Origin of the sequence: aff. Roholtiella sp. LEGE 12411 (assembly GCF_015206995.1) — a bacterium.
Classification (GTDB): domain Bacteria; phylum Cyanobacteriota; class Cyanobacteriia; order Cyanobacteriales; family Nostocaceae; genus Komarekiella.
In genome coordinates this window covers 1-18,255 of the sequence record NZ_JADEXR010000120.1, presented here as the reverse complement: position 1 = coordinate 18,255, position 18,255 = coordinate 1, and the positions used below count along the sequence as shown (strand labels likewise).

Genomic DNA, 18,255 nt, shown 5'->3' with positions numbered 1-18,255 from the left:
CTAACGGCAATATTCAAGTAATAAAAAATCGTTTAAAGCTTCCAAAGTGTGGATGGGTAAGGTTTCATAAATCTCAGGATATTAGTGGAACGATTATAAACGTTACCGTAACTCGCACTTCATCAGGTAAATATATTGCTAGTATTTTGTGTGAAACAGAGATAGAGAAACACCCTCAAATTGCTCAAAATATTGGCTTAGATTTGGGAATAAAATCTTATCTTGTTACAAGCAATGGTGAAGTTGTAGATAATCCCAAATATTACCGGACTCAAAAAAGGAAATTACGTAAAGCACACAAAAAACTATCTCGCACTGTAAAAGGTAGCAGTAATCGAGCCAAAGCGAAAATCAAGCTGGCTCATACCTACGAACGGATTACGAATTTGAGAGATGACTTTCTGCATAAACTGTCAACTCGGTTAATCAAAGAAAACAGCATTATCTGCATCGAAGATTTACGAGTTGCTAACATGGTGAAAAATCACAAACTAGCGTTGAGTATTTCAGACGCTAGTTGGACTAAGTTCATTACAATGCTCGAATATAAAGCTTTGTGGCATGACAGAATTGTGCAGAAAGTTGGTACTTTTTATCCCTCATCTCAAACTTGTAATCATTGTGGTTTTATTAATCCACTAGTCAAGGATTTAAAGTTGCGTGAATGGTCTTGCCCTAGTTGTAGTAGTTACAACTTGAGAGACAATAATGCAGCCTTGAATATATTGGGTGAGGGATTGAGATTAATAGCCGCCGTGGGTATCCCGGAGGCTCTAAACGCCTGTGGAGAACTTGTAAGTCCTGGAGCAATTCAGGCAAAGATCGTTGAAGCAGGAATCACGCGACTTTGAGTCGTGTGAGGTTCAAAAAACTTATTTGTCTTTACTGGGAAGTTCTCCCGCCCCTTTATTTGATTCGCCAACTTCAATTATTATTAGCTCATCACAAACACCGCCATCTAGCTCTAATCCAGTGATACTTGGGGTTTTAGCAATTGGAACTGTTCCCTCTGGTGTTAATTCGCCAATTTGGTACGAGTCAATTATTCCTAATTTTGGAGAAATTCAAAATCAAATTAGCGCACCAATTTCACCACGTGTTTTTTACACAGTAGGATTATTTAAATCACCGAATTATTATGCAGCAACTCTTTTGTCTGTTCCCTGCACCCAGAATTCATTTGAAGTGTTAACGATTTATTATCGAATTGAAGTAACAAACACAAATGGGCAGCGATTATCATCAAGATTTATTAGAGATTTTGGCGGGGCAATTTTTGGCAACAAAAATTGCCGACATAGTTCATTAGGCGCGTCTTATTGCAATACACCTGCTGATTCTTTTCCTTATATAGATATTCAACAAGACAACGGAATAATTGACGGGAGATTACCGGGAGGTAGGAATTGGACAGCAGCGTCAATAATCGATTCACACTATAAGTACAAACAATCGACAACTTTTAAAATTCAGCAATCTGGCGTTGCAGGCGATACTGATGAATTTATCGGCGTAATTTTTAATTCTTTATTAACGGGAAGCTCTAATTCTCTTGCTCCTAGCGCCAAATTTGTTGCTGGTTTTACCGAAAATACTTCATCGGCGTACCGGATATCGAGATACGCCGCTCAAACTGTTAATATTGATCCTGCAAAACTAGTATTTCAGCCACCATTTCAAAAAATTTGGTCGCATCGAGCAGGCGCACCGCTACCTTTCTTTGATACAAGTAATGCCGCTATAGGTACTGCTTACCCATCAATTGGCGGAGCGTGGGCAGGTAGATGGCCAGAGATTTACCGTTACATGATCACCCTTGGGGGCGGCATGGGGGTAGCAACTTACAATTTTTCTAAGCGGCTGCATTTGGGCTTCAATGGTAATACTTACAGCGATCGCACCATTATTTGCCCTTTTCGGAACCCCAATGCACCAGCAGCAGCCCTTATGCATGGCTGGCGGATTGAAGATAATGATTTATTGCGCTATTCTAACACCCAAGTTGTGCAATACGATCAGACGGGCATCACGCTACTGGATTTGATGGATGGTAGCTACACCAATTGGGATTCTACCACCACCCCAGCACTCAGCCTGAGCACCCTGCGACAATGTGCGGTGGATATCGCCAACAAACTGATTTACTGCGCTTGCCGTGTTACTGGGCTATGGGTAATTGATATTGTAAATAACACAGTTACTCAACAAGTTCCCACACCTTGTTATGGTGTCGATGTAGGACGCAACAACGTAGCTTTTGCCATTTTTGAAGGCTTCCTAAGAAATTCAACGAATTGGGCAACAAATCTTACATTTATCTACGCAGGGCTGACTAATAGCTTTTGGAGTCGAGCGCTTTTTCTTAAGGCTGATCCTAGTAATATTAATGACCAATTAGCAATTGTTATTGATAGTCCCAATACTCCAGGCTCAAGCCGTCGAGTAGTTTGGTACGATGCCAGTAGCGCTACTACAATCACTGGCTACGACAACAGTAACGTTAAGCAGTGGGCAGCTAGTTTAGATGTTAGCGATATCAATAGCTTTTGGGCGATCGCTTCATTGAAACTGACTTTTGGCAATACCACTACGGCAGGCATAGCTTCTCCTCCAAGTCAAGTTTTGACTCATAGCGTCTGGGGTAGCGTCAATTTATACAAAATAGCTTTTTACAATGATTTTCTAATTAGCAATACAGCAATTATCAATGCTTTCAATATTTTTCAAAATGCTTATACTTCACTGGGAAATACCGCGACTGTTCTGCATCTGCAAGGCGGCATAGTTTGTTTGAGCAATGCCTTGCGTCAATTATTTACTGATAATATCTATGCGTGGGAAAACTACGGTTGGGACGGCTCCAATTGGACATTAAATAACAGTAATTCCAAATTAACGCATATATCAGTAGATGCATTAATCCAAGGGTTAACCATCCAATGGAATGCAGGCACATTTGGGTTAGGTGATTTTTACACCCAAGGCATTCTTAATGGTACTTGGAAAGACAACGCTACTACCGTATTTGTAGAGAATTTTTGGTACACTAAAGCAGTACATTTTGATGAAGCGTTGCCGCCAGGCTTAATTGTTCCAGCGATCGCACCCCGGCAGGTTTTAGAGACGCTGCACTAATCGCCATGCTTCGCGGTGCTGGCTTGCGTCGGGCTGAGGTGGTGAAGCATAAAAAAATGCTGCTAGAATATTCGTAAACCACTAATTGATGATTTATGGCTGGCAGAAAGAAGCTTGACCGCACTAATATTCATGCCAGGGTAGACCCTGGAACGGCAGACAAACTAAAAGAAATAGCTCAAAAATTAGGTTATACATACGATAACGAAGGCTCTACAGGTCAGCTTCTAGATGCGATCGCATCGGGTGAACTCATTTTAATTTCTACTAAAACTTCACCCAAAAGTGGTTGACGTATTTACCTAAACAAGTGATAATTATAAGTGTGAGGCAATAAAAGTTACACCCTCATAAAGGAGGTAAATTGACAGATCCGAGTTACAAGGGCAACGGAGAAGGTGAGGGCGAAATGCCCGCCTTCCGAATCTTTCAATTCGAGGATGGTGTTTGGGTTGATACTGACCCCATAACCAAAGAGAAAGAGCAGATCGATAGACAGGACATAATAGATGACCTGGATATCGACGACGAGGAAGGCGAAAGCTAATCCGTAGCCCTTAATAGCCCCCAACTGGCCCTTGGGGGCTTCTTTAATTAAAGTTTAGCCTAGTTGAAGTTTATGGATAACATAATTCATCCTATCGAATACCGAATTATCGAACGTAAAATTACTCCAGAAAAATCTTACTGGCATTTTCTTAAAAGTAAAACCTTTTATAACCCACTGAATCTACCAAGCGAGGGTGATATAGAATTTATGTTTGGTACAACTAAAAAGAAAATTGTTGTTGAACTGTTTCGCATCAACGGTGGTAAACCTGGCTATTACTTGGCTAATGTTCGAGACAAAAAATATCACTATTGTGGTCAAGATTGGGCAAGTCTCAAAGCCAAGCTAAGAGAATTAGGTATTGGTAGAGACGAACCAAGTTACTCTTGAATGAAGAATTTTTGTAGGGGCGAATGCTCAATTTATAGCTGTAGCGATCGCAGTTAATTTTGAGCATGGGGCATGGGGAAGAAGTTACCAATGCCCAATGCCCAATGCCCAATGCCCAATGCCCAATGCCCAATGCCCAATGCCCTACTCAGGACTCTAAAAATATGCAATTTATCGACCAAGCACAAATTCAAGTTGAAGCTGGCAAAGGTGGCGATGGTATTGCTATATCATTCATTGTCCAGCCTTAACGACAGATGCGATCGCTATTGCTCGACGTTTTTGATCTTCCCCAATACACTTACGTCGCCACGCTTCTGACATCAAAGGATATTGTAGATATCTACCTTCGCGGCGACAGATACGAAATAGCCCACCAGCATCTAATTTGCCATTGAGGCGGAATGCTTCAACTCTGGCATAATCAATAGCTTCTTTTGGCTCCATTCCTTTTTTTAGCGCCTCAGCATATTTTCCAGGATAGCTATCAGAAACACGCGGGGAGGCTTGGTTCCACAGGTCAATGGCATTGATAAAAGTTTCTGGTTCTACTTCAATACCCTTTGATTGAAATGCTTCTATTAGCTTGGGTACACGCTCATTCACGTACTCTAAACATCCTTGATCTGCACTATCTAAATTACCCTTGGCTCTACCTTGATCACTACACCAACCTCGGTTGAGTTTGCCGTTGGCGGGGTCATTGTGCCCGACATATCGCCATGTTTTCATGCCATTTTCACAATTACCTTCAGCCGCACAAATGGCTTTAGCACCAAGTGAATTAGAAGAGGCGAAAAGTTCTTCGAGTTTTGAATCACTAACTCTAGCTTTCGATGTGGTGCTATTAACAATTTCATTGCCGAAGCTGCTAATAATTACAATAGATACCATTCCGCCGCATAAAAAATTGATATTAACTTGCATACCTATGGCTTGCTCCCTGTAACAGCCCACCACAAATAACCTGATTGAGGTGGAACCTTGCTCCTTCCTTTACGCTGGGTAATGTGGGCGTGGGGCCCGCTGCTGACCCCGCTATTGCCAGAAAGGGCAATTATCCTGCCCGATTCATGTTCGCCGGGTTGGCATTTTGATAGGTGCAAATAGTCGAACTCTGTGCCCCAACCTGTTCTGAAGGAGGCAACTAACCCACCTCGTCCGCTATCCTGCCAGCACCTTACTTGAACTTTTTCTCCTGGTTGCCCAATGACATGCAACTGTGTGCCTATGGGCATTCCCAAATCAACGCCTTCGTGGAAGGTGCTGGCTCCAGGGATTCCCGTGTTTCTCGAACCCCAAGGCGATGTGACTTGGTATCCTGCAATGATGTCGCCTTTTTGGGGAGAGGATTTTAAGCTTTTCGGTAATGGAGCGGCAGATGTCGGCTCATCTATTTGAACGGCTCCAGGAACAAATCTGATGCCAGAGTTAAGCGCAAGCTGCTGCCAAAATCTTTGGGCGAGGCTACTTAAGGGAGTAATGTAAATCACAAAAGCGATCGCCATTGAAGAGAAAGTTAGCAAGTCCCACTTGGTTTTGGCACTCAAGTCACTGTAGTTAATTCTCCTCGCGCTTATCTGCATTCAGTCTCAGCCTCACGGGGTTATATTCCACATCTACAAATCCTTGTCGCATTGCCCAGCGTTCGCCTCCCGATGTCAGTTGGCAATAAGGTTCTCCCAGAGTTTCGACTACATCATCTCTGGTTTTTGGCAATAGTAGGTTTAGATAAGTGACTTGCTGCTTAGTAACGAAGCGCAGCTCTTTGGGTATCGCTGCACAGTCAACACTATTAGGTAGGTGCATACTCCAGCGCTGCTGCGACCACTTATCTAGTTCTTCGGCTTTTTGGGATTGGAAGCTTAGTAATTTTGGGAACCCGCCGGACATAGCGGCCCAAATATCAGCCGCTAGAAAATGATTTAATTTGAACCTGCCATCTGCTGCGGCTGTTGCAAATAGTAGATAAATAGCTACTGACAACCAGAAAACGTGATACCAATGGAGTCCTGGTATAGTACTCTTGTTCATCTCCTGAATAAAATTCCGTCGGCGGCTAAATGCAAAATACAGCTAATCTCAATGCCAACAACCGCAGCTAAAATTATCTGCCAATGGGAGAAAGCCAAGATTGCAGCTTCATTAAGCATTCCTATTGCGCCTAGCAGCAAGCTTAAAGGAATTCCCATATACAAAAGCCTTCCAATAGTTCCAATTACTGGGCTGTGTGATAAATAATGGCGGTGCGGGATGCTTTTTTGGTACGGAATCCAAATGAATCGGAAAATCCACCATCTGTACCAGGGGCGAGAGGGGATATCTAAATCGGGACTCAGATAAAGCCCGCCGATCAAATTTCCGACAGATGTACAAAGCGCGATCGCATTATCATGAGTTAGAGCCAAAGCAACAAGCATCACCAATCCTGTAGACCAGACAGTGATTGCATCATGACTTCTACCGTCCGCCACGGCTTGCCCCTTGGTTTACATTAGATGTTTGTGGAGGCGGCAGCTTAAAACTATCTTGAATGCAGCTGCTTGCGCCGTAGCGTTGCTCGCATAGAGTTTGTCCCACAGGTTTTGATTCTTCTAAGACAGCACCAACACCACGCCTAGCACTAATGCCAATCACACCAAAAATATCGCCTCTGTTGTAAACGCCAAATAGTAACGCCAATATAGCGGGCCCACCAATCACGATCCACCAAACTGCGATCGCAGAATTCTGAATTGGATTTTTGATAGGTGCGAATACGTCAAATCCTTTATTTTCTGCCACTTGTTACGCCTCCCAAAAATCTTTTTCTAAATCATCGACATCTCGTTTTTTCATCTCAACCACGTTACTTTTGTCTTGAAAAGTTTTGGGGACGGTTTCCGTCCCCACAAACTTTCCGCTGCCAAACATCCGATGGCGCTTGATTTGGTCGTCGAAAGGAACTGGTAAAATCTCATGCCCAAACAAGTTGCTATAGACATAAAAGGTATTGGGATTTTTTTTGGCAATCCCTTCGCAAAGCTCCATTAATTGCTTGGCTTTGCTCGCAACAATTAAGGGCGATCTTCCTAAAAGAGCATCTTCTAAGGTTTCCATCGAACCGAGAGTAAATAGTACAAGGTTGCCAAGGTTTTTCCGAAACCCAGTGTTCACATGAATATTCTGAACTTGATGGTCTTGAGCAAAGACCCAAAGCGCAAATTCATCCTCTCTGCCTGAATTCAAAAAGTAGTTAAATAGTCCTGTAAGTTCACCAAAAATATCAGATTTCAATCCTTCATTTTTACAAATCCGGTCATATTCTTCGGCAACTGCCAGCGTAGAATTCCACTCCTCACAAACAATAATTACTCGATGCGGTTGATAAGGTTTGTTCGCAGCTTCAAGCTGTTTTCTTTGCCCTTGACGGGCAATCAATATGTCTCTTAGCCATTTAAACCGCTCCACCAGGTGCAGTATGGTTTTTGGCTGTGCCGGGCTGATGTACAAAATTCTATCGTGCCCGTCTTTAGCAGTCTCTTCTTCTAGCCCCATCCACGGAGATAGTTTGCAGGAGGAGCCATAAATCTCAATGTTGCCACCAGTCTTTTGGTGAAAGAACTTAATTAATAGCAGTAAGAGAGTGGTTTTCCCGGCTCCTGTCGCGGCTGGAATTAGGAGCATTCGATTTCTGAAATCGAGTACCCGATCAAAAATATTTAGCGGCTTGGCAGGCTCAGTGATTTCTGGTGCTTTTGTGGGTTTATCTTCAGTCCATGCCACAGTTTTTTGAGTGGCAGGTTCGGTGGCTGTTTTTTGAAAAACAAGAGGTATTGCTTGAGTTGTGACAACCTGTTGCGACTGGCTCCTATTCGCTGCTACTGACTGATTCTGTGGAGTCTGTTGAAAAATCGAAGTATCGCCTAATTTTTCGCCCCTCAGCGCTGCGCTCAAAAAATATCCACTACCAGCCACACAAGCAAGAGAACTCAGTTTCCCAATTCCGGCGTAAGGTTGTTCGTAGCTGATTTCCACATCACCAGCATTGTTGACAACATTGGGAATCGGCTGATGACTACTATGAGCGATCGCACCGGCAGTTATTGCCAAACATCCTGATGCGAGTAGCTTACCGAAATCTAACGACATGGCTCCAAACTCTCGCCTCTTTGAGGTTCTGACTCACAAATTTTCTGCTGCCGCTCAAACCTAGCCTGTTCCTCTGGAGATGCCGCTCTCAGCGCCAATCGCTTTTTTTCAATGCCCCTGAGTAACTGCTGAAGCATAGCTGGGCGGGGAGACAAATCTTCAATAGGAATACCTGAACCCAGTATTGAGTAGCGGGTATTGAGTTCCCATTTCTCTGCTGGCGTCCTCGTTTCCGAAGGTTTAACAAGCATTATCGCTAATCGCCAGCCCTCTATTTTTTCAGTGGCAGATAACCCTTGCAGTAGGCGAAAGAATATTCCCTCTCCCCGCTTAGATTTCACCGCACCCATCTCCAAAGTATTTTCTAATTCTGCCAACCTTCCGGTACTAAACGATTCCAAGCAGCCAATCTGAGTTTTGCAGATAGTTAAGAACTTGCTGATGGGCAGCAGTACTTCCTTGTACTTCTTGCACAAGCGCATGAATGTAACCAATTTGTTCTTGCTGATGATCTTTTTTTCGCTGCTTTGCGCCTGTTTCAAGATTCGCTTTAGTTCTGGCTAAGGCAGCTTGTTTAGCCGCTCCATCGAGTTTGGTTTTGAGTTCCAAAGCTTGTTTGTCAACTGGCACAACTTCACCTTTTTGCTTTCGGGCTTTGGGTGCGGGCTGATTTAATCGTGCAATTGCATCATGAGCAGATACATTAAAATCTTTCATTACCCCAGCAACTTGGCGAATCTGCACTAATTCGGGTGATTCGATATCGTACTCCTCTTTGGCTTGCAAATTCAATGCATCCAAAATATCAACCAACCATTCTTGTCCAATTTCCTCTTCTAATTCATGTATTTTCACTTTGTACCTGTTGAATTTTGATTGCCGTATTCTGAAGTTAATATGGAGAAAAGTCTACCTAACTTCTCCTCGATATCTTTAGTTTCAAGCATTGATTAGCTCTCTGAATCTGTTTTTTTCCGCTTCCAAATCAATCAGCGCTTGTAATTTGCGCTCTAGCATTCCTGTCCTTTGCAATTTAGTAAAGCGATCGCGGCTGTAATTGCGAGGATTTTTTCCGCATCCAATGCCCAAGCTAATCCACAGATTTAATAGATAAAGAAGCCAAACCTGGTCTTCGTCAAACCTATGAATCTCATCTAACTTCAGACATTTGCGATGCCTATTTATTGTGTCCTTTGTTTTAATGTGCAACAATTGCCGCACTCCGTAAGTGTCCCAGTACTGCTTTCCCTCCCACTCCCAATGGTGGGTTTTTAAGGTTTTTAGTCGAGCCATCGAACTCTATTCCCTGCGCTTTACTTTTGCGGCGTCGATGTTTCGACTCATCGACTAATAAATATTAAAAAACCCGCACGCGGCGGGCAATAGAATTGTTAAATTTCGTGCAGCTTTATGGTTTCATGCAACGACATGCAACTTGATTGCATGGTGCAAAACAGCGATCGCCCATCGCGGAGTAGGGTAATAAAACCAGTTTCTTATGGTGTCTACCTGTGGCGGGTTTGTCCCCGTTTCTTGACAGTATTTTTGTAGTGCCTGATGGATGAGTCTGGCACTGGTTGCCACATAAGTTTGCTCTCCAGGGTATGGGCGCTGGCTGGGTGGAAGTTCTTCTATGAGTTTTTGTGCAAATGTGTCGATTTGAGTGAGTTTTCTTGGCATGATGTTAATTGCTCCTCTGTGGTCTTAATAGCGTTACAGGGGGGAAGTCCCGGTGTCGTAACCACCGGGGCGACTAAGAATAAAAATTACGATCGCTTAAAGCGATCGCTTTAACTTTTGTGGACTATCGTAGCATAGTGAAGTAAACTGATTCTAACTTAAGGTAAACTTGATTTACTAAATATCAACGAGCTAATGGCTTATCAGTTTAATCTCTCGTACTACTACATCACACCAGAGAACTCTCTAAAGCTTGATGCTTTTAGCGAAGCGTCAGGTGATTCGAGGCAGATATTGATTATGCAATACGTGCGAGGATGGCTAGGACGCAATCGCTTGTATTACGCAGGCTTAGCAAGATTAGATCTACGCAAGCGAGAAATCAATATTGATGAATGGGTAGAAGTGGTAATTAACCAGGGATTTGAAAGTTTGCCTGATTATAAAAGCTCATTAGTAGATAGTGATGTTCCACCGAATCCGCTAGGTCATATTGTTTTACCTGGAGGAATGGACAGACAGGTCATCAACTATATATACCTAACCAAGCAAAACTACATATTGTTGCGAACAGCTATCTATTTCGATGGTTCAAGAATTGCTCAGTATCTTTCTAAGATCATCCACGAGCATTTGCAGCGCAATTGGGAGCCGTTGTACGCCCCTCAGATGGACGCAGAGACTTCAAACGATTGGCTAAAAGGAAAACAACGATGACAACGATACAAACGCAAGAACTCACTAAAGAGCAAATTCAAAAAGCTGTAGACCTCATTATTGACCGTATGCCACCACAAACAACACTGCACCGTGAGGCATTAGCTGAATTCCGAAACGGGAATTATCCGCACGTTAAGAAATTAGCTGCGTTCAACCCGCTCGACCAATACTGCAAAGCCCTTAGTTTCCTTGGTGGTGCGTTCAGTCCACAGGCGATCTCTACTGGCAATACTTTCACCATTCTCAATGAAAGTATTCTGAAAGTGGGCGAATTGGCTAAGGAACGCACTGCACTAGAGCTAGGCGCTGATATTGCAGAAGTCTTTGGATAGGCACGATACCTACGGCACGCCTGACGACGATGCCTACGGCGGTAAACTACGCAATTTTTTCAAAGTTCTGGTAAAATATTTTCAAACAACAAAACCCGGCCGTCCGTGGAAAGATGCCGAGTTTTGTTTAACCATATCAGCCAGATGAGCAATCATCTCGGCCCAATTTCTTATGAATACTTTAGCAGCTCCGCTTGCAAATGATCAAGGTGCGATCGCTAATCTTAGAGAAAATTTTTTAGGCGGCGACGGACTCCCAACTCAACTTCAAGAACAAGCAGCAGCTTTAACCCGTGCCTTCATTGCTTTTTGTCAAACCATGCACGTTGCAAAACTGACAAGCGATGCCTGCGGCAACCCGAAGCAGGAACGCCCTGAAGATGAAGGTTGTGCGATAACTGTTGGCATACCGTTTATGTGGACGCACGAGTGGAGGAATCAGCGAGTGACTTGAGCGAAGCTAGAGGCTTAATCAAAGCCATTCAAGAACAAAGAGAGCGGATGAATCAAAATCAACAAGTACCAGTTGATGAACTGCGGTTGCTCGTATTCGTAGCGTATTCTTGCTCAATGATTAGCATCGGCAGAGCTTACGAACTCTTTTGTACTGATTTGTTAGACTTCCGGCAGCAGTGGAACGAGTGGGCGAAAGAAAACCCCAGAATGCTTGAGATTTTTGATAACTACGACCCGTATAAAGATTGTTAAGCAAGCACATCTAGTGCGTAACCCGAACCTCGAAAACTAAATATGATCAATCAGCAATTTAATCAGCCGCCGCCGCTGCTCGTTATCTAGTTGCAAGGCAATCTGAAGCACATCTTCAGCTACATGCGGCGTGTAGCCTGTTTCTTCTCCCCGAATTTCGTGAAACAATTCCTCAATTGTCATTCCGGCTGCTGTAGCAATCTTCTCTAAATTTTCCGATGAGGGGACACGACCTTGTAGCCAATTTTGAACAGCACCCAGGCTCACATCCAAATCTAATGCAAATTGTCTTTGTGAGCGATCGCCTTTCACTTTTACTATCAAGTTTATCAATCGCCGCCTTGCCTCGTCATCCATTGCCAGCAATTCAAGAATTAGCCACATTCCATCATGCATCTTAAAAGGGAGGTTTACGCAAACTTAAAAGTATTATTTTTGACTACTAACTAAGTGGTTGCTGCCGACTTAACTAGTAGTCAAAAACGCTCATTTAGATAAAAGTATATTTATCCTCATACACGGATATCTACGCTATCCGTGTATGAGGCGGATACTTATATCCGTTCGGCAAACGCAGCAGAGCTAACGCTTCTCAAAACAAAAGCGCTCAACTTCAAGTGAGCGCTACTCTTTATCATCATCATCTTGCTGCATCAAACCGGAATGAATGCTTTCTAACTCTTGAGCATCGACAAGCAGCTTTTTGTTTTTCTGCTCTAGTCGGTGTATGTCTTCCTGGAGTCGAGTGATTTGGTGATTGTTTTCCCCAACCTGCTCGTAGCAGTCAGCAATCATCCGGTCAACTATTTTCCCAGTAGCATCGTTTCCTTGGCTAAAGGAGCCAGGGGAATCTCTCTGCGACCAATCTTCTCCATGAACTCGCTCCTTGACAAGTTCATTAGAAATGCTAGCTCGTCTAACATCCTTTTTCCTGTCTTGGTCAGCGTTATCACTACATTCTCGTCTTTGATTTCGTTGTACATCCTTTTTTTGCCGCGAGCCTTTTGTCTTAAGGGTTCTTGTGTCATAAGCGTTATTTAGTGTTGCTTCTTCAAATTCTAGATCCGACATGGTTAAATTGAAATTAGTGGCAATATCACTATTGTGATTAATACAACATGCAAAAATCATCCTATGATATTTAGAAAGCCTCGCTGCAAAGAGTATCCCAAATGCAATTACTGCATATTAGGTCACAATTTTTTGCGGTGTCTTGAAAAGTTTTCTAGGTGGGGGGGAACTCGTCTACAGAACTTTTCGCTGTCCTGAAAAGTTGAGCCACTGCGTGGAGAGTCAACTTTTAAATCAAAACGCGCCACGGGTAGTACCGCAGCGCGTCTATTTCAAAAAATTAGCACTACGAATCTTGGCGGAGAAGTAGTGCAAGAACATTGATAATATATTCACAGTTATCATGACACAAGAAAGCCCTAAAAAATCAAATTTTCATACTGAATTTATTACTAACCTAAATAGCACCAAACTATTTAATATTCAAGTTTTTTTTATAACATCCTTTTTTCAAAAAACTACTCAAAAAGCTTGCAATTCAATGAATTGCAAGTTGTCCCATATTTACTTGGTTCTTTTAGTTACAAAAGGGAAGTTTTACTGTGTTCTTAATAAAACAGTCTTGCATTAACATTAACGGGCTAATAACTTGATTAATAGAGGGGACAATTGGAGCACCTGGTCAACCTTGCAAGAGAAAAGCTACAGCTTTTTAGACAAGTGCTGTAGCCAAATAAAAACATAATCTAATCGAGATCAGATTTTACCAATGTTAGACACCAACAATCAACAGGAGGAGTTCTAGATGCTAGCTACAGAACTACCTCCAATCTCTACAAATCGATACGAACAAAGAAATGCATCTATTCAAGAAAAGCTTGAGGCGATTGATAGCTATACATGGCATGTGGCTGCTGAATTAAAAGAAATGCGAGATAGTGGCGATTACGCCCATGGTGGATTTACAAAATTTGAGGACTACTGTGAATCTGGATTGTGTAAATGGGGTGGCTATCGCAGAGTCAAACAGCTGCTAATTGCAAAACAAGTAGCAGATGCACTCAAAGATACCGAACTTGATGGAGCGATCGCCCGTGAATCTCATGCTCGTCCCCTGGGACGATTAATCAAATTCCCTGATAAATTACAGCAAGCAGTAGCGATCGCCCGCCAGTCTTCCTCATCTCCCACCTCTGCGGATTTTGCCAAAGCAGCCCAGAAAATTTTACCCAAACACATATCACAAAAGAACAAATCTGTAAAGGAACAATTGTTCCCAGAGGGAATAAAAGTCAAAGTTTCCTCGCAATCGCACCCTAGGTTTGATCAAGAGGGTATGATTGCGGCGGGTGCTCCAAACAACTGGCAGCAGATTGTGAGTTTCGATGATGGAGGAAGGGAGCTAATTAGTAATAATGATCTGGTGGCAATTACCGCACCTAAAGAGCGCACTTATCCACCTCAGTATCAAGAAGCGATCGCTCAACTCCAATCTTCACATAAACAGGAGTTAGAGAGGCTAGAACAGGAGATTAGAATCAGGATTCAAACTGGTGCAGAATCCGCTGCGACCAGAAAAGTAGCTGAGCAATTGGAAATGCACTCACGCATCGCTTCTCAACTCAAGCAGCAAAATATTCACTTGCAGCAGAAGTTAGATGAGATGGAGAATTTGAGATCACTTGAGATTGAGAATCAGCAATTACAGCAGCGCGTTCAGGAACTAGAAAAAGCACTCTTAAACCGACCAGGGCAGGAGTGGAGTAACACCTTTACTAAGCAAGCCGAGAAAGTCTTGAATCAAGAGGTCAAGAAGTCCTTATTAATGGCGGAGGGGCGAGAACTCATACAAGATGCTCCTCTACTTCTGTGCTCTGGTGTCCCCGCTCCCTTATTCGCTCCCTATGACCTTCATCATTTGGCTAAATCTCCTCCTGAAAACGCGCATGAGTGCCTGCGGTTAATGGGGATGGCATTAGGAGTTTTAGCTACATCGACAAACAACATTCAGGCATTATCATCAGCGGCAATTTTGCTAGGCGTTAATCCAACATTTGAAGCGATCGCTCTCCGTATTGAAGAGGAGCAAATGTTGATGAAAGCGATCACTGATATTAGAACAGTTTTGGCATCAGATTGCGCCTGGAATGATTTCTGGGCAGTCGCTAAAGAGTACGAGGCGGTTAAAAAGAAGTACTGGCGATCGCTCACGAAGGACGAGCAAGCACTAATCAAGAATTTAAGAGAAACTGCTTTGGAGATAGGAGAGCAAAGGGGAGAAAGGAAAATTACCGAACACTTACCTTCCACTGGAAACTTTCAAGCAGGTTCTAGGGTATCCCACGCTGATCCTTACAATACGCTGTTCCAAGTTAAGGGTACAGTTACGGGCTTCGAGAACGATATGGCGCTCGTGCATTGGGATGGGTGCGAAAAACCCTTATTTCAGCATAGATACGAGGTTGGCGAACTACGTTGTCTTGAAAAGTTGAAGCCATGTTGAATTTAAAAGTAGGCTCCATCTGTTCTGGCATGGGGATGCACTTGCACAAGTGGGCAAAACCCATTTGGGCAATTGAATGTGATGAAGCGATCGCTCATTGCTACATCCAAAATCACCCCAACTCCCAACTCATCTTGAAACGGGCCCAGCAGGTAATGCCCGATGAATTAGATGATGTAGATTGTATTGTTGCCACACCCAGCTGCAAACAGGCTTCTGTTGCTCAGGGAAAGAACCGTGGCGAAACACCGGAGGATTACAGTGTTGCAGCAGCGATCGCCCACATCATCGAGCGAAAACTACCTAAGTTATTCTTACTTGAAAATGTCTGGCAGTACCGCAATTTTCAATCTTTTGAGCGCATTAAATCCACGCTCTTGAGGTGCGGCTACTACTTCCGGTACTACAACCTAAACGCCGACAAAGAAGGTGTCGCTCAATCACGCAAGCGCCTTTATGGGCTAGGGGTACGCGGTGGAAGCTTTCTTGATCCAGTCCCGCTAAATATTCGACGAGGGTGGCATGAGGTACTTGCTGACATGATTCCCATCTTGGAAGAAACTCAGTTAACCAAGCCTCAGATAGCCTTACTGGAGAAACACCCTACTCACTTATGGGAAGCGCGGCTGCTAAGACGAGCAGGAGCTAGGAAGCAAAGCGATCGCCCTTACCGTCCAAGTGAGCCGAGTTTCACAATCAAGGCTCTAGGGCGCAATTGTAGTAATCATTGGCATCAAGCAGATGTTTGTATAGGAGATAAAGCTTACGCTTTGTCACCACGGGCTTGCTTGCGATTATTTGGGGACAAGGAGACAGCAGACGGTATTTGGCTGCCTGAATCTAAACCGCTGGCGATGGAGGTCGTGGGGAATGGAGCGTCATGGGTGATGTTTCAACGACTGATTGAACATATTAAGGCTACGACTTGATCATTAGTAACCCACCATTTAGCAAGTGCGTGGAATTTGTAGAGCGATCGCTCTGTCTACTCAATCCCGATAATCCAGAATCCCGCATTCTATTTCTTCTCCCTCTTGATTGGACAGGTTCAAAGGAGCGGGGGAATGCCTGGAGGAAGTTGAATGCACATATTTCACATACATCAAATCATGGGGCGTGTGGCGTATCTGGACGCGTCGGGAGTACCGCAAACCAAAAGGCAGTGCGTGGACGCCGTATTTGAAATTCGTCCAGGCAAAGGTGGCGTAGTTAGTTATTTGGAAGAGTCATGCAATTACTAAAAGTCGATATCCCTAGAAAACCTAAAGGCGACATAGCAATTACAAAGTTCAAAATCAAAGGTGATTGGGAAGAAGTTCAAATTACCTTTGAGCTTCCACCAGAAACCACCGAGAGAAAGGTTGTCCAATTTGTTTGCAAAGAGCGACCTAGGAACGAATTAATTAAAGCTTTTGATGGGCTGATGGAAAATGTTAGTGCGATCGCTGGGCTGAATTGGGAAGCAGGGGTAATAACGGTGATCGGCTTTCAAAAAGGTGATGAGGGGATGTTGGTAAATATTATTGCTCAGGATGATGGTGATTATAAGGTAACAGCCAACATCAGTCCGTTTTATCCTACAGGCGAATTTCTGAAGAAGATAGAGAATTTGATTGCTGAGGTTGAAGACTATATCGGTGGGAAACGAGCACAAACATCTTTGTTTGACTCCCAACCATAAGTGATGCCGTGTTCGCTACAAACAAACACGGCGAAAAACAAGATCAAATAAATAAGTAATTAGAAAACCATCATGACACACTACACATCAACTTGGACAAAAAAACACACAGACCTAGCTATTTCCGAAAAGCTTACCAAAAATGCTTGGGCGCTATGGGAATGGCTCGTACACCAAGGGCTAGAGGGCAAGACTGAAGTTGTAGACCTGAAAGACTTTAACCGCTACATTGCTAAAAAGACCGGGAAGCCGTTAGACAATCGCACAGTCAAAGCTTCTGCTGATCGCCTCATGAAGGCCAATATTTTACGATGGGACAACTTAACTACATTTGTTAGACGAGCTACTGTCAAGCTAATACGGGAGTTGTTGCCCCCTAAATTGCGGTGCAGAGATTGCAATTTATCTGCAACGAATGTAGATTTACAAGCCTCAAACCCTTGCTCTGTCAAGCAGGGGGATATAGCAGCAGCAACAGATCTTTTTCTTATAAGCAAGATTGGCGAGGAGGCAGTTAAAAACCTTGAGGAAAACGTAGCGAAGTGTGAAGAAGCGGGTATTCATTTTAGCTCTGAGGATGCGGCCACAATATTGACTTGGGAAGATACCAAGGACGTAGAAGCAGCTATCAAGTTGTTCTTTAAGCGTGGTGGTCACACAAAGGCTAAAAATCCTGAAGGATGGATTAGAGATTGTTTAGAGAAAAGATGGTTTGAAAAGAAAGTTTTTAAAATGTCTGACGCACTTATTTTTTTATGCCAATTGGTAGGAGTTGATTATGAGGAGTCAAACGCTTCATGAGGAAGTCAAGGCTCAAGCAAAAGAAGAGTTAGAGCGATCGCTTTATGAATCTACCAGAGGTATCAAAGGTATCCCAAAATTCTAACTGCATTGAACATCATTTTTGCTCAATGTAGTATTGGTTAATGTCAACCTGGATACAAGGACATCAAAGGCAAGGTTTTAGCAATCAATTGCTACCTTCAAAACGTTTGTTTTAGACAGAAATTTTTCCTTTCATCAAATAACTTAATTTTGTAGCTAGGCAACAAGTATGCAAGAGTCACGATACGATTTTTTTGTTAGAACTTTGCGTAAATATTATGAACGCAAACAGCGAAAAGTCGGAGATGAGTGCGAAGTCGGCGCAAAGGAAACCTCCGCGTTGAAGTTTTCAACAGAAGCCGCAGAAGCTAAAGAAATTCAACCCGCACCACAGTCTCCCCCTCTATCAAAATCCGCTTAACGCACTCTCTAAGCGCTCGCTGTTTGTCTATGGGTGACAAAGTAATCCAGTATCCCGGATCGGAAAACCCAACAATTATCCAATCTGCTGATACTGGGTTAGAGCGCTCGCTCTTAATTACAAATGCATTTATCTGCCCTCTTATTTCTTCTTTTGCGTTTTCAATAG

Annotated in this window: 29 protein-coding genes; 17 read left to right on the top strand and 12 right to left on the bottom strand. The window is 43.3% G+C overall.

Features of this window, described 5'->3' with window-relative positions:
- The 6 genes from IQ246_RS21775 to IQ246_RS21750 all read left to right on the top strand — a co-directional run.
- Positions 1-851: RNA-guided endonuclease TnpB family protein (locus IQ246_RS21775; RefSeq protein WP_194005422.1), on the top strand; the 851-nt coding region annotated here is incomplete at its 5' end.
- A complete protein-coding gene (locus IQ246_RS21770) occupies positions 826-3,135 on the top strand; it encodes a hypothetical protein (protein WP_194005421.1) in 2,310 nt (769 codons plus the stop codon). The genes IQ246_RS21775 and IQ246_RS21770, both read left to right, overlap by 26 nt.
- Before the next feature lie 95 nt (positions 3,136-3,230).
- Positions 3,231-3,428 carry a hypothetical protein gene (locus tag IQ246_RS21765; RefSeq protein WP_194005420.1) on the top strand — a complete coding sequence of 66 codons (198 nt, stop codon included), beginning with the start codon at positions 3,231-3,233 and terminating at the stop codon, positions 3,426-3,428.
- A 71-nt stretch (positions 3,429-3,499) separates the two neighbouring features.
- Complete coding sequence (locus IQ246_RS21760; protein WP_194005419.1) at positions 3,500-3,682, top strand: hypothetical protein; 183 nt, start codon at positions 3,500-3,502, stop codon at positions 3,680-3,682.
- A gap of 72 nt (positions 3,683-3,754) precedes the next feature.
- Positions 3,755-4,075: a hypothetical protein gene (locus tag IQ246_RS21755; RefSeq protein ID WP_194005418.1), complete on the top strand. Its 321-nt coding sequence runs from the start codon at positions 3,755-3,757 to the stop codon at positions 4,073-4,075.
- Positions 4,076-4,140: 65 nt separating this feature from the next.
- Complete coding sequence (locus tag IQ246_RS21750) at positions 4,141-4,326, top strand: hypothetical protein (RefSeq protein ID WP_194005417.1); 186 nt, start codon at positions 4,141-4,143, stop codon at positions 4,324-4,326.
- Here IQ246_RS21750 and IQ246_RS21745 read toward each other — a convergent pair.
- The 10 genes from IQ246_RS21745 to IQ246_RS21700 form a co-directional block, all read right to left on the bottom strand.
- A complete protein-coding gene (locus IQ246_RS21745) occupies positions 4,310-5,002 on the bottom strand; it encodes a hypothetical protein (protein ID WP_194005416.1) in 693 nt (230 codons plus the stop codon). The genes IQ246_RS21750 and IQ246_RS21745 overlap by 17 nt on opposite strands.
- Positions 5,003-5,004: 2 nt before the next feature.
- Complete coding sequence (locus tag IQ246_RS21740) at positions 5,005-5,661, bottom strand: M23 family metallopeptidase (protein ID WP_194005415.1); 657 nt, start codon at positions 5,659-5,661, stop codon at positions 5,005-5,007.
- Positions 5,636-6,109, bottom strand: a complete 474-nt coding sequence (locus IQ246_RS21735) for a hypothetical protein (RefSeq protein WP_194005414.1) — start codon at positions 6,107-6,109, stop codon at positions 5,636-5,638. Before IQ246_RS21735 ends, IQ246_RS21740 begins: the two co-directional genes overlap by 26 nt.
- Positions 6,106-6,549, bottom strand: a complete 444-nt coding sequence (locus tag IQ246_RS21730; RefSeq protein WP_194005413.1) for a metal-binding protein — start codon at positions 6,547-6,549, stop codon at positions 6,106-6,108. The genes IQ246_RS21735 and IQ246_RS21730 overlap by 4 nt, the downstream gene beginning before the upstream one ends.
- The gene (locus tag IQ246_RS21725) at positions 6,536-6,859 is read right to left on the bottom strand and encodes a hypothetical protein (protein WP_194005412.1); all 324 of its coding nucleotides are present in this window, start codon (positions 6,857-6,859) and stop codon (positions 6,536-6,538) included. Before IQ246_RS21725 ends, IQ246_RS21730 begins: the two co-directional genes overlap by 14 nt.
- A gap of 3 nt (positions 6,860-6,862) precedes the next feature.
- Positions 6,863-8,206 carry a hypothetical protein gene (locus IQ246_RS21720; protein WP_194005411.1) on the bottom strand — a complete coding sequence of 448 codons (1,344 nt, stop codon included), beginning with the start codon at positions 8,204-8,206 and terminating at the stop codon, positions 6,863-6,865.
- A complete protein-coding gene (locus IQ246_RS21715) occupies positions 8,197-8,607 on the bottom strand; it encodes a hypothetical protein (RefSeq protein ID WP_194005410.1) in 411 nt (136 codons plus the stop codon). Before IQ246_RS21715 ends, IQ246_RS21720 begins: the two co-directional genes overlap by 10 nt.
- Positions 8,594-9,061 carry a hypothetical protein gene (locus IQ246_RS21710; protein ID WP_194005409.1) on the bottom strand — a complete coding sequence of 156 codons (468 nt, stop codon included), beginning with the start codon at positions 9,059-9,061 and terminating at the stop codon, positions 8,594-8,596. Before IQ246_RS21710 ends, IQ246_RS21715 begins: the two co-directional genes overlap by 14 nt.
- An 84-nt stretch (positions 9,062-9,145) precedes the next feature.
- A complete protein-coding gene (locus IQ246_RS21705; protein ID WP_194005408.1) occupies positions 9,146-9,499 on the bottom strand; it encodes a hypothetical protein in 354 nt (117 codons plus the stop codon).
- Between the two features lie 123 nt (positions 9,500-9,622).
- Entirely contained in the window at positions 9,623-9,886 is a 264-nt protein-coding gene (locus tag IQ246_RS21700) for a hypothetical protein (RefSeq protein ID WP_194005407.1), read from the bottom strand.
- 195 nt (positions 9,887-10,081) lie between these two features.
- Between IQ246_RS21700 and IQ246_RS21695 the strand changes: the two genes are divergently transcribed.
- Genes IQ246_RS21695 through IQ246_RS21675 form a run of 5 tightly spaced genes read left to right on the top strand, consistent with a single transcriptional unit; the run spans position 10,082 to position 11,646 of the window.
- Complete coding sequence (locus IQ246_RS21695) at positions 10,082-10,603, top strand: transposase (protein WP_194005406.1); 522 nt, start codon at positions 10,082-10,084, stop codon at positions 10,601-10,603.
- A complete protein-coding gene (locus tag IQ246_RS21690; RefSeq protein WP_194005405.1) occupies positions 10,600-10,938 on the top strand; it encodes a hypothetical protein in 339 nt (112 codons plus the stop codon). The genes IQ246_RS21695 and IQ246_RS21690 overlap by 4 nt, the downstream gene beginning before the upstream one ends.
- Complete coding sequence (locus tag IQ246_RS21685) at positions 10,931-11,086, top strand: hypothetical protein (protein ID WP_194005404.1); 156 nt, start codon at positions 10,931-10,933, stop codon at positions 11,084-11,086. Before IQ246_RS21690 ends, IQ246_RS21685 begins: the two co-directional genes overlap by 8 nt.
- Positions 11,087-11,110: 24 nt before the next feature.
- Positions 11,111-11,392 (top strand): hypothetical protein, encoded by a 282-nt coding sequence (locus tag IQ246_RS21680; protein ID WP_194005423.1) that lies wholly within the window; start codon positions 11,111-11,113, stop codon positions 11,390-11,392.
- Positions 11,356-11,646, top strand: coding sequence for a hypothetical protein (locus tag IQ246_RS21675; RefSeq protein WP_194005403.1), 291 nt, complete (start codon positions 11,356-11,358; stop codon positions 11,644-11,646). The genes IQ246_RS21680 and IQ246_RS21675 overlap by 37 nt, the downstream gene beginning before the upstream one ends.
- A 36-nt stretch (positions 11,647-11,682) precedes the next feature.
- Here IQ246_RS21675 and IQ246_RS21670 read toward each other — a convergent pair whose 3' ends face one another.
- Together IQ246_RS21670 and IQ246_RS21665 are read right to left on the bottom strand one after the other, a co-directional pair.
- Entirely contained in the window at positions 11,683-12,042 is a 360-nt protein-coding gene (locus IQ246_RS21670) for a helix-turn-helix domain-containing protein (RefSeq protein ID WP_194005402.1), read from the bottom strand.
- Positions 12,043-12,270: 228 nt separating this feature from the next.
- On the bottom strand, positions 12,271-12,717 hold the full coding sequence (locus tag IQ246_RS21665; protein WP_194005401.1) for a hypothetical protein: 447 nt from the start codon (positions 12,715-12,717) through the stop codon (positions 12,271-12,273).
- Positions 12,718-13,462: 745 nt separating this feature from the next.
- On the opposite strand from IQ246_RS21665, the gene IQ246_RS21660 reads away from it, so the two are divergent.
- From IQ246_RS21660 to IQ246_RS21635, 6 genes are all read left to right on the top strand, one after another.
- Entirely contained in the window at positions 13,463-15,160 is a 1,698-nt protein-coding gene (locus tag IQ246_RS21660; RefSeq protein WP_194005400.1) for a hypothetical protein, read from the top strand.
- Positions 15,154-16,089, top strand: a complete 936-nt coding sequence (locus IQ246_RS21655; RefSeq protein WP_194005399.1) for a DNA cytosine methyltransferase — start codon at positions 15,154-15,156, stop codon at positions 16,087-16,089. The genes IQ246_RS21660 and IQ246_RS21655 overlap by 7 nt, the downstream gene beginning before the upstream one ends.
- Complete coding sequence (locus tag IQ246_RS21650) at positions 16,086-16,343, top strand: hypothetical protein (protein ID WP_194005398.1); 258 nt, start codon at positions 16,086-16,088, stop codon at positions 16,341-16,343. Before IQ246_RS21655 ends, IQ246_RS21650 begins: the two co-directional genes overlap by 4 nt.
- Positions 16,344-16,388: 45 nt before the next feature.
- On the top strand, positions 16,389-16,841 hold the full coding sequence (locus tag IQ246_RS21645; RefSeq protein WP_194005397.1) for a hypothetical protein: 453 nt from the start codon (positions 16,389-16,391) through the stop codon (positions 16,839-16,841).
- 72 nt (positions 16,842-16,913) lie between these two features.
- Complete coding sequence (locus tag IQ246_RS21640; protein ID WP_194005396.1) at positions 16,914-17,642, top strand: hypothetical protein; 729 nt, start codon at positions 16,914-16,916, stop codon at positions 17,640-17,642.
- A 253-nt stretch (positions 17,643-17,895) separates the two neighbouring features.
- The gene (locus IQ246_RS21635) at positions 17,896-18,087 is read left to right on the top strand and encodes a hypothetical protein (RefSeq protein ID WP_194005395.1); all 192 of its coding nucleotides are present in this window, start codon (positions 17,896-17,898) and stop codon (positions 18,085-18,087) included.
- Positions 18,088-18,255: the final 168 nt, after the last annotated feature.